This is a genomic window from Streptomyces sp. NPDC032745 (assembly GCF_055579465.1).
Genome location: NZ_JBVING010000002.1, coordinates 494383 through 505224, shown reverse-complemented (window position 1 = coordinate 505224; position 10842 = coordinate 494383). Strand labels below are relative to the sequence as shown.

7 protein-coding genes are annotated in these 10842 nt (G+C 72.8%); 4 read left to right on the top strand and 3 right to left on the bottom strand.

Annotated features, from left to right (window positions below; all coding sequences use genetic code 11):
• Nucleotides 1-197 precede the first annotated feature (197 nt).
• Genes ACZ5WG_RS06530 through ACZ5WG_RS06515 form a run of 4 tightly spaced genes read left to right on the top strand, consistent with a single transcriptional unit; the run spans nt 198 to nt 5573 of the window.
• Nucleotides 198-1547 (top strand): MFS transporter, encoded by a 1350-nt coding sequence (locus tag ACZ5WG_RS06530; protein WP_468721110.1) that lies wholly within the window; start codon nt 198-200, stop codon nt 1545-1547.
• A gap of 27 nt (nt 1548-1574) precedes the next feature.
• Nucleotides 1575-2909 carry a hydantoinase/oxoprolinase family protein gene (locus ACZ5WG_RS06525; protein ID WP_468721109.1) on the top strand — a complete coding sequence of 445 codons (1335 nt, stop codon included), beginning with the start codon at nt 1575-1577 and terminating at the stop codon, nt 2907-2909.
• A gap of 16 nt (nt 2910-2925) precedes the next feature.
• Complete coding sequence (locus ACZ5WG_RS06520) at nt 2926-4062, top strand: DUF917 domain-containing protein (protein ID WP_468721107.1); 1137 nt, start codon at nt 2926-2928, stop codon at nt 4060-4062.
• Nucleotides 4059-5573, top strand: coding sequence for a PucR family transcriptional regulator (locus ACZ5WG_RS06515; RefSeq protein WP_468721106.1), 1515 nt, complete (start codon nt 4059-4061; stop codon nt 5571-5573). Before ACZ5WG_RS06520 ends, ACZ5WG_RS06515 begins: the two co-directional genes overlap by 4 nt.
• Nucleotides 5574-5678: 105 nt before the next feature.
• On the opposite strand, the gene ACZ5WG_RS06510 is transcribed toward ACZ5WG_RS06515, so the two are convergent.
• The 3 genes from ACZ5WG_RS06510 to ACZ5WG_RS06500 all read right to left on the bottom strand — a co-directional run bounded on the left by ACZ5WG_RS06510 (nt 5679) and on the right by ACZ5WG_RS06500 (nt 10008).
• The gene (locus ACZ5WG_RS06510) at nt 5679-7373 is read right to left on the bottom strand and encodes a hydantoinase B/oxoprolinase family protein (protein ID WP_468721105.1); all 1695 of its coding nucleotides are present in this window, start codon (nt 7371-7373) and stop codon (nt 5679-5681) included.
• Nucleotides 7370-9421, bottom strand: a complete 2052-nt coding sequence (locus ACZ5WG_RS06505; RefSeq protein WP_468721103.1) for a hydantoinase/oxoprolinase family protein — start codon at nt 9419-9421, stop codon at nt 7370-7372. Before ACZ5WG_RS06505 ends, ACZ5WG_RS06510 begins: the two co-directional genes overlap by 4 nt.
• Nucleotides 9422-9531: 110 nt before the next feature.
• The gene (locus ACZ5WG_RS06500) at nt 9532-10008 is read right to left on the bottom strand and encodes a YybH family protein (RefSeq protein WP_468721101.1); all 477 of its coding nucleotides are present in this window, start codon (nt 10006-10008) and stop codon (nt 9532-9534) included.
• Nucleotides 10009-10842: the final 834 nt, after the last annotated feature.

Genomic DNA, 10842 nt, shown 5'->3' with positions numbered 1-10842 from the left:
GGGAGCAACTGACCTGCAGACGGGTGCTGCCTCGCATCGGAGCGGCGGCAGGTGGATGTCTGTGCGCCGGGCACACTCACCACCAGGTTGGCTGTGCTCGCAGCATGGTTCCGGTCGTGGTGGCCTGTTTATGGTGCCTCGCATTCACACCGAACCCGATGGTGTGCGTCTCGGTACCAATGTCAGGAGGGCAGCCGATGAGCGCAGTCTCAGTACAGTCCGGAGTCGCCGGAGTCCCGGACGGGGCCGGCGATCCGCAGCCCGTGGGTGCCTACTTCGAACGCATGGCGTTCGGGAAGGCCCACGTGTTGATCGCCCTCGCGCTGTTCATGGCCTTCGTCATCGAATCGTGGGAGCAGCTCGCTCTCGTCTACGTCTCCGCCGATCTCGGAGAGGCCTTCGCCCTCGACGCCGGACGGATCGGGTGGGTTCTGTCGGCCGTGGCCCTCGGCATGATCCCCGGCGCGCTCGTCTGGGGGCCCGTGGCCGACCGGATCGGACGCCGCGGCGTGTGCCTGTGGAGCCTCGGTTCGTACGGTGCCGTGGCGCTGGCCAGCGCCTTCTCGCCGAACTTCACCACGTTGATGGTCACCCGGGTGCTCTCGGGGGCGGCCCTGGCCGGCATCTACACCGTCACCTTCCCCTACTTCCTCGAACTGCTCCCGGTCGGGCTGCGCGGCCGGGCCGCCGTCTACCTGTCGATCGGCTGGCCGATCGGCGTGCTCGCCGCCGTGGGGGTGACCCAGGCGCTGTCCGGGATGGGCTGGCACGTCGTGGCCGTGGCCAGCGCGCTGGCGGCCCTGTGGGTGTTCGCGATCCGGGCCTGGGTGCCCGAGTCCCCGTACTGGCTGGCGGCGCGTGGCCGGCACGCCGAAGCCCGGGCGGTGCTCCTGAAGCTCGGCGCCGAGGTTCCCGAGGGCGCCCGCTTCGCCGTGGTCGAGCCCGAGCGGGCCGGCAACCCCCTCGCCCTGCTGCGCGGCCGGCTGCTGCGCATCACCGTGCTCATGCTGATCGTGAACTTCGCGTTCAACTGGGGCTACTGGGGCCTGCAGACCTGGCTGCCCACCCTGCTCATGGAGAAGGGGCTGAGCATGTCCAGCAGCCTCGGCTTCGTGGCGCTGAGCGCCCTCTTCATGATCCCCGGCTACGTCTCGGCCTCGTACCTGACCGGGCGCTTCGGCCGCAAGAAGGTCTTCCTGCCCTACGTGGCGGCCGCTGCGGTCAGCGGGGTGCTGTTCGCCTGCTCCGGCAGCCTCACGCAGCTGTACGCCGCCAACTTCGCCCTGTCGTTCTTCAGCCTCGGCGCGTGGGGTGTCTGGAACACCTGGAACGGCGAGTTCTACCCGACCGCACTGCGCGCCACCGGGTATTCCTGGGCCACTGCGGCTCAGCTGATCTCCACCTCGGTCGCACCGTCGGCCGTCGGGTACCTGCTGGCGCGTGCCACCGGATTCTCCTCCACGGTGCTGTTCATCACTGCGTTCCTGGTGGTGGCGCTGGTTGTGGCCGTGCCGCTGCCGGAGACCGAGGGCCGCGATCTGGAGTGATATATAGGGGCAGATGGTGACAGGATCATGCAGGTGAGGCTGGGAGTGGACGTGGGACGCGTCACCACCGTCGCCGTGCTGGTCGGGCCGGGCGGTCGGACGGTGGCGCGCGCGGTGGTGGACAGCGTTCCCGGCCTCGGCGAATGTCTGCGCGCGGTGCTCGCCGAGCTGCCCGGGGATCGGGCCGGTGAGGTGGACGCCGTCGGCCTCACCACGGACCTGGAGCGCCGTCCGTCCCGGCTGCGACCGGTAGCCGCACTGCGGATCGCCCCGCCCAGCCATCCGTCCCTCGGGCCGCTCGCGGGCTGGCCTGCGCAGGCCGCCCACGAGGTGGGGCCGCTCCACGCGGTCGTCTCGGGCGGATCCGCGCTCACCGGGCGGCGACTGGCCCCGCTCGACCGGGCGGCCGTCGCGGACTTCGCGCGGCGGGCCGCCGACGACGGTGTCACCGCCTTCTCGGTCGCGGCGGCCGGCGCGCTGACCCGCCCCGCCCCGGAGCTTGCCGCCGCCGAGGTCATCGCCGAAGCCGTGCCCGGCGCGGAGATCACCTTGTCGCACGAGATCGGGCGGTCGGGGCTGCGGGAACGCGAGAACACCGCCGTCCTCAACGCCGCCCTGCGGCCGTGGGCGGCACGCGTGAGCGACACGGCTGAACGCGCGCTGCGCGTCGGCGGTCTCCGGGCGCCGCTGCACCTGGCCCGCAACACCGGCGGACTGGTTTCCGCCGCGTACTTCCGCCACTATCCGGTCCTCGCCATCGCCTCCACCACGGCGAGCGCCGTGCGGGGTGCCGCGCTCGCGGCCGGGGCGGACCGCGCCGTGGTCGTGGACGCCGGGGCCGCGGAATTCCGGTGCGCGAGCGTCACCGACGGCGAAGTGGAACGCCTCGACGTCGGCCCCGGCCTTGGCGGCGTCGACCTGGACCTGGCCCGGATCCGCGCCGACGTGCTGCCCCGTGCCGACCTCGTCCGGACCGGCGCCGAGCAGGTCGCCGACCTGGTGGAAAGGGTCCGGCGACGGACCCCCGGCGGTGTGCTTCTCGCGGCGGGCGGCGACTGCGGGCTGGTGCCCGTACGGGCCCAGGATCCGGCGGCCGCCATCGCCGCCGCGGCCTACGGAGCCGCCCGCTCGGACATCGTGGCCGAAGTCGATCAGGTCGCCGTCGCCGGGGGCCGTGCCGAACTCGACCGGCTCCTCGGGCTCGCCCGTGACCAGGCTCTGGCCCGGGTCGTCGCCGCGGGTGCCGCCCCCGCCACCGCCCACGTCGCGTTCGCCGCCCACACCCCCGTGTCCTACCTGCCCGAGGGTGTTCACCGCCTCCGCGTCCGTGCCGTCGGATCCCCCTCGGGAATCCCGTCATGACCCGTAGCCGCCGCACATGAAGCCCGGGGAGGAGACCGTGGTGGACGCCGCCGGGCTGGAGGATCTCGCCAAGGGGGCGCTGGTACTCGCAGCGGGCGCCGAGCATTCCTCGTACCGGGCGAGCCTCGACTGGGCGCGGGCAGCCTTGGCAGAGCACGGACCGGTGCCGCTGATCCGCCCCGGCGACCTGGGCTCCGGCCAGATGTGCGTCACGGTCAGCCTGCTCGGCTCCTCGGCCGCGCTGGCCGAGCAGCTGCCCACGGGCGAGGAGCCGCGCCGGGCGGTCCGTGCGCTGGAGCGCCGCCTGGGCAGGGCGGCGGACGCCGTCGTGCCGCTCAACACCGCGGCCGAGAACGCCCTGCTCGCCGTCGTCACGGCGGCGTCCTGCGGACTGCCACTGGTGGACGGGGACGGCTGCGGACGAGTGCTCCCCCTGCTGGAACAGACCACGTTCACCATCACCGGGATCGATGTCGCCCCGGTCGCCCTGGCCACGCCCGCCGGGGACGTGGTCGTCGTCGAGGCGGTCGGCAGCCGCGTGGAGGAGCTCGTACGGCCGCTGGTCCTCGCCGCCGGAGGCTGGGCGGTCGCCGCCTGCTACGCCGTGGACGGCGACCGACTGGCGGCCGCCGTGGTTCCCGGCACCGTGAGCCGGGCCCTGGCGGCGGGGCGCCCGACGCATGGCGATCCCTTCGCGCAGTGGCAGCCGCGGCCCCGTCGACTGGGCATCGGGCGGATCGCCGCCGTGGAGCACCCCGCGACGCCGGGGCCGGACACCGCCGGCGGCGCGGCGCTGCCGTCCCGGCCGACCAGCGTGGTCGTCTCCGAGAGCGAGGGCCTGCACAGACGGTTCCGCCTGGAGGCCCACAACGAGGTGCTGCTGGTCCTCGCCGACGGCGCGCCGGCCGCGGCGGCGCCGGACCAGATCCTGATGCTGTCGGCGGCCGACCAGCGGGTGCTCGACGTCGAACGTGCCATGCCCGGCATCGAGGTGGAGATCGTCGTGATCCCCGCCGCACCCGCCTGGCACACCCCGCAAGGCCGCCGGCTGGCTGCTGCCGGCGGGCTCATCCTGTTGAGCCCGGACCCGGAGCCGGATGCGTGGCAGGCGGGACACGCCGACGCGGAACGACCCGAGGAGACCCGGTGGTGAGACGTACCGACCCGCCCGCACCCATGACCGTCGCGGAGCTGGTGCAGTACGGCCCGTTGCCCGGCGTACGCATACTCGGTACGACGGGGCGCGACGCCCAGGTCCTGGACGTGCGCATCGTGGACCGGCGCGAAGCCCTCGACGACCTGCGCCCGCACACCGCGGTCGTCCTCACCGAGGCGCTCGCCCGGTCGGGATGGATCGTGGAGATGGCCCTGCGCAAGGCCTGGGAGCAGGCGGCCGCCTGCGTGGTCGTACCCGAGACGGCGGTGGCCGCGCATCCGCCGGGCGCACTCGCGGACCGCCTCGGCGTTCCACTGCTGCTGATCGGCGGCGACGCGTTGGAGGGCGCCGTACGGATCGCCTCCGCCGTGTCCCGGCCGGACGCCGGCCGGACCGCGCTGCTGGCCGACGCCGCCCAGCGCCTCGCCGCCGCCGGCCCGCACGCCGAGCGCGTACTGGCGGCGCTGCACGCGGCGCTGCCTTCGACATCCCTGGCGCTCACCGACCCGGTGGGTGGGATGCTGGCCGGGCGGCGGGCCGCACTCGACTCCGCGCACCCGGTGCGGCTGGACGTGCCGGGGCCCGACGGACACCCGCTCGCGGTTCTCGTGGCCGACTCCCGGTCGAAGGAGGCGGGTTGGGCGTCGACCGTCGAAGCGGTGCTGCGGCTGGCGGCGCCCCCGCTGACCGCATGGGCCGCCACCCGCCGCCTCGCGGAGGAACAGCATGACCGCCGCAGCGAGTTGCTGCTGCACCAGCTGACGCATCTCTCCGAAGAGGGGGACGAGCGGGCCCGTGCCCACGTCAGGGCCGAGGCGGCGGCGCTCGGCTGGCCGCTGACGGGGCCCCTGATCGCGTTCGCCCTACGACCGGCCGGCGCCGCGGAGGCCGGCGCCGGGCCCGCACCGGGACCTGCGCTGCGGGCGCTCTGGGCCAGGTACGGCATCGGCGGACCGCTCATCGCGTACGAGGACTGCTGGGTGTCATGGCGTTCCGCGGCAGTCGGAAGTCCGGCCCCGGACCCGGAGGTGTGGCTGCGGCAGGGCGAGGCCCAGCTGCGTACGGCCGTCCGGGCGATCGGTGACCAGCTGCCGCTCGCCGGGGGAGTGGCCGGTCCGGCCGGCGGTACCGGCACGCTGGGCGTGGCGCTCGCCGACGCCAGGGCCGCCGCGGCGGTCGCCGCGGTACCCGGGTCGGTGGTCCGCGCCGACCGTATGGGGCCCGCCCAATTGCTGTCCGCGTTGCCCGCGGAAGCGCTGCGGCGGCCCGCCGAGGTCGTGCTGGCCCCGCTGCTCGCCGCGGACCGGGACGGAACGCTGCTGCGTACGCTGGCGGTCGTCCTGGACCAGGGCGCCGCCCCCTCGGCGGCGGCCGAGATCCTCGGTGTCCACCGGAACACGGTCGCGGCGCGCCTGGAGCGCATCCGCTCGCTCGGTTTCGACCCCGAGGACCCCGCCCAGCGCCTCCCCCTGCACCTGGCCTGTCGCGTCCTGCTGGCCGAGTCCTGAGCGGGAAGGGGCGGTGACCGCGCCCTCACGTGGGGAGGGCCCGGTCGCCGCGTGGGGGATTCGGCAACCGGGCCCGGTTCGGGGTGGAGTTGGAGCGGTGGGACGTCAGGCCTCCACGCCGTAGGCGGACGCTGCCCGCCCACGGCTCAGCAGGCCCTGCCGGAGGTCTTCCCGTACCGCCTCGGCGGGGCGCTCCGCGGCGGGTCCGAAGCCGCCGCCCCCGCCGCTCTCGCAGCGCAGCACGTCGCCCCGGCGCACGGCCAGCGCGTTCACCTTGAGCAGCTCGCGCTCGCCGTCCCGGCCGGGGTTGAGGACGACGCGCGGTGCCGCGCCGGCGCCGCCGCCGAAGACACCCCACGCGGGGGTCACCGAACGCTCCCACCACAGCGACAGGTTCTGGTCGGCCTCGAACGTGTATTGGCGCACCACGCCGTTGCCGCCACGGGTGCGGCCCGCCCCGCCGGAGTCGGCACGGATCGCATACTCGGTGACTCGTACGGGGAACAGCGTCTCCAGCACTTCAACGGGCATGTCTCGCAGGGAGCCGTTGACGTTGTTGATCAGGCAGGACTCGCCGTCGTCGGTCTGCCACGCGCCCCAGCCGCCGACCGTCGCCTCCTGGGAGACGAAGAGCCTGCCGTTGCGCGGGTCGGTCCCGGTGAACTGCACGATCATCGAGTCGCCGTAGCTCGCGGCGGCCGCTCGCGCGGGCACCGCGGGCGCCAGCGCCTTGACCACCAGGTCGATGACCAGCCCGAGGTGTGAGTAGTAGTACTGGCACGCCGCCGGCTCGACGGCGGCGAGCATGGTGCCCGGCCGGGTGACCACCTTCAGCGGCCGGAACGAACCGCCGTTGAGCGGGACATCGCCGCTGACCAGCAGCTTGTAGCCGACCCGGCAGGCGGCGACGGTCTGCGCCGCACCGCAGTTGACGGGACCGGCCGCCTGGTCGGCGCAGTCGGTCACGTCCATGGTCATCCGGTCGCCGTCGATCTCGACGCGCACGGTGACGTGGAGCGGCGTACGCAGGTCGATGCCGTCATTGTCCAGGTAGCCGGTCGCCTCGTAGACGCCGTCGGGAACGGCGGCGATCTGCTCCCGCTCGAGCCGCTCGGTCTGCGCGAAGATGGCGTCCCGCGCGGCGAGCACGGTCGGCAGCCCCCAGCGGCGGACGATCTCGGCGAACCGCCTCGCGCCGGTACGGGCGCAGGCCACCTGGGCGCGCATGTCCCCGAGCGTGGGTTGCGGGAAGCGGACGTTGCGGGCGATCAACGAGTGCGCCTGTTCACAGGGTTCGCCGCCCTCGTAGATCTTCAACGGGCCCATCCGCAGGCCCTCCTGGTAGATCGAGGTGGAGTCCATCGAACCGCCGGGGTCCTTGGAGCCCATGTCGATCCAGTGCGCACGGGACGCGGCGAAGCCGATCAGCTCACCGTCGGCGGTGTCCTCCGTGAAGATCGGCGCGTAGACGGTGACGTCGTTGAGGTGGGTGCCGCCGATGTAGGAGTCGTTGAGGACCCACACGTCGCCGGGCTTCCAGACGTCCGCGCCGTACATCTCCTCGGTGGCCCGGGTGCACACCTCCAGGTTGCCCAGGAAGATCGGCAGGCCAGAGGACTGGCCGAGCACGTTGTGGTCCCGGTCGAGGAGGGCGACCGCGCAGTCCTTCGCCTCGTAGATGGTCGGTGTGTAGGAGGACCGGATGAGGGTGGTGTTCATGTCCTCCGCGGCCTGCAGCAGCGCGCAGCGGATGATCTCGGTGGTGACCGGGTCGACGACCCGGCTGCCGGTGTCGGTCATGCCGTGGCTCCAACCTTGATGACGAGGAAGCCGTTCTCGTCGACGGCGACCGACGAGTCCGGGGGGACGACGGTGGTGGAGGTGGCCTCCACGATGACCGCGGGGCCGTCGAGGCACTGCCCGGGCGCGAGCCGCTCGCGGCGCAGAACGGTGGTGTCGTACGTGCGGCCGCCGAACACGACCGGCCGCTGCCGGACGGTGTCGTGGCCGGCCTCGTCGGCGGCGTACGGCACCGGTGCTGACTCGGGCAGCGCGCCGAGCGCGGTGCTGCGCAGGGTGACGAACTCGACGGGCGCCTCGGGCGTGGCGTGCCCGTAGCGGCGTTCGTGGAGCGTGGCGAAGCGCTCGGCGGCGGTGGCGAGGAAATCCTCGCCGGCCGGTTCGGCGGCGGCGAGCAGCGGCACGGCGAGGGTGTAGTCCTGGCCCTCGTACCGCATGTCGACGACGTGCTCGACCCGCTGCCGCTCCACGGGGACGCCCTGCTCGGCGAGTGCGGCCAGCGCCTCGTCCTCCAGGTCGGCCAGGGCGCGGGCCATGGCCTCACCGTCCAGGTCGGCGCCCGGGGTGAAGAACTGGCGGGTGAGGTCGCGGCGGACCTCGGTGCCGAGCATGCCCCAGGCGGAGAACGCGCCGGGGAAACGCGGCACGACGACCTCGCCGATGCCGAGCTCGCGGGCGATCTCCACGGCGTGCATCGGGCCCGCGCCGCCGAACGCTAGCAGGACGAACTCGCCGGGCTCCAGGCCGTGTTCGACGGTGAGCGTACGGATCGCCTGCGCCATCTTGGCGTTGGCCACGTCGCAGATCCCGCTCGCCAGTTCCACCGGCTCCAGACCGAGCTCACCGGCGAGAGCAGCGACGGCCTGCTGGGCCGCGGCCACGTCGAGCGTCATGTGGCCGCCGGCGAACCAGTCCGGGTCGACGCGACCGAGCACCGCGTTGGCGTCGGTCACGGTGGCCTGGGTACCGCCGCGCCCGTAGCAGGCCGGGCCGGGGACGGCTCCGGCGGACTCCGGGCCCACGCGCAGGCCCCCGGCCTCGGCATAGGCGAGGGAGCCGCCGCCGGCGCCGATGGTCTGCAGGTTGACCAGCGGCATCAGGACCGGGAAGCCGTCCGCCGAGCCCTCGTTGGAGACATCGGGACGGCCGTCGAGGACCAGCGATACATCGAAGGAGGTGCCGCCCATGTCCACGCAGATCGCGTTGCGCCGGCCCAACAGGCCAGCGGCCGCCGCGCCGCCCATGGTGCCGCCGACCGGCCCGGACAGCAGGGTCTGCAAGGGGTGGCGGCGCGCGTAGGAGGCGTTCACGATGCCGCCCGAGGACTGCATCACCTGCACCGGGACGGTCAGGCCGTGCTCCGCGAACCGCCCCTCGATCCGGCCCAGATAGCGGCGCACCACAGGGCCCGTGTACGCCTCCAGGACAGCCGAGCTCGTCCGCTCGTACTCGCGCCACTCGCCCGCCACCCGGTGCGACAGCACCACTACGAAGTCTTCGCTGTCCTCGCCGAGCTCCTGCTCCAGGATCTTCCCGGCCAGCAGCTCGTGGTCCGGATTGACGTACGAGAAGAGGAACGAGACGGCGACCGCGTCGAAGCCCTCGTCCTTCGCACGCCGGGCGGCGGCCCGCACGGCGTCCTCGTCGAGGGGTTCGAGCTCGATGCCGCGCCAATCGAAGCGGCCGCCCGCCTCCATCGTGTCGCAGCGCTCGACCAGCGGCTCCGGCTTGCGGTAGTGCAGGTCGAACATCCGGTCCCGGTTGCCACGGGCGATGTGGTACACGTCCCGCATCCCGGCCGACGTGAGCAGCAGGACGCGGGCGCCCTTGCGCTCCAGCAGGGCGTTGAGGCCCTGCGTGGTGCCGTGCACGAAGAAGGAGATGTCGCCGGGCGAGTCCACCGCCCGGCCCAGCGAGGCGAAGACTCCCTCGGCCAGGTCACCCGGCGTCGTGGGCGCCTTGGCCGCGAAATACGTACCACTGTGTTCGTCATAGGCGACGACATCGGTGAAAGTCCCACCGATGTCCATGGCCACCCGGTATGTCATGCCGCCTCCCGGCTTTCTCAGGGGATCGCCGAGGACGCTAGCCCGAGGCTTCCGGGGAGGGCTGTGCACGGCGCACAGGTGGTGGACTGCCGCAGTGCGCCGTGCCCGGTTCAGCGATCGCCGACGGGGACACCGCCCGGCTGCTGCACGTCCTCGTGCAGGTGGACGATGCGCCACCCCACGTCGACGCCCTGCTGCAAGACCGCGGTGTTGCGGACCAGCTCGGGGCGCAGCTCACCGGCCGACGGGTCGGGCGCGAAGTCCACCCGCAGCCAGAAACGCAGCACCGCGATGTCACCGAAGACGTCCACGACCTGCCCGTACGGCTCCAGCCCGATCTCCACCGGCCCCCCACCACCGGCCGGTCGTTCCTCGCGCACCCGGTCCAGGTCCGGCTTCCCGAAGAGCAGCCCGGCAGTCCCGGAATCCCATACGGTCGCCTCCGGGTCCAGACAGGCGTCGACCCGTGGACGGTCCCCGGCCGAGTAGGCCTCGTACATGGTGGTGATCACCTGCCACACAGCGGCTGCCGTTTCAGGGGCCGCGCCGGGGCGGGCGCCGACGGGGGAAGAGGGGAACGAGGGCATGCCGGGGCCTCCTGGAGCTGTGGGGGAGAGAGTCGCGCCGAGCCCGAGCGGGGCAGCGACGGGCAGCCAACCTACACACCCGGGCCGGGAGCTCATGGTCCGCACCCATGCGCCCTTGTCAATAGGCATCTGAGGCGAAAGGGGATGCCCGAAGCGCAACGGCCGCTCCAGGCACCCGGTTTGAGGCTCTAGAAGAAGCCCAGCTTCTTCGGGGAATAACTGACGAGAAGGTTCTTCGTCTGCTGGCGGTACAGCAGTGGAACCCACGCTGACCAGCGGAAACGGCAGTTGGTGCGGATCCTAGGCGTGGGCTGGTCCGGAAATGGTCCGGATCTTGGTCCGGGCAGTCCTGGGGCGGAGGGGATGGGGGTGCGCTGGGAAGTTCTGGGAATGATCGGGAGGGTGGTGGGCTATCGGGAGGGGGCGCTGTGCTGCACATCCGCAGCGTGGGGCCGTCGGATGTGACCCCGTGCCAGTTGTTCGCTCCACGTCCGCGCGGCAGCGTCCGGGGCACTGACCGTTGGGCAGGAACCAGGTTCCTGAAATGCAAGCGGTGTCCGCCGCTGCCGCAGATTGCAGTGTCGCTGCCCATGTGACCAGCGGACTTGTGCGCGCCTATGGGGCCGCTCACATGCAGGAGTCCATCGGCACTCGTCTACACGATGTTCGTGACCGGGGTCGCAGCGAGCAGGGAATGGATCAGCCGAACGGCGGGGGATTCCGCAGGCGCAGGTCGGTGCCGTTTCCCCTGGCAAGCAGCTCCGCCTCGCCGTCCTGGTGTACTGGGACGGACATGTTGCTTAAGGGGTTGTCGAAATGTTGTACGAGTTTTCA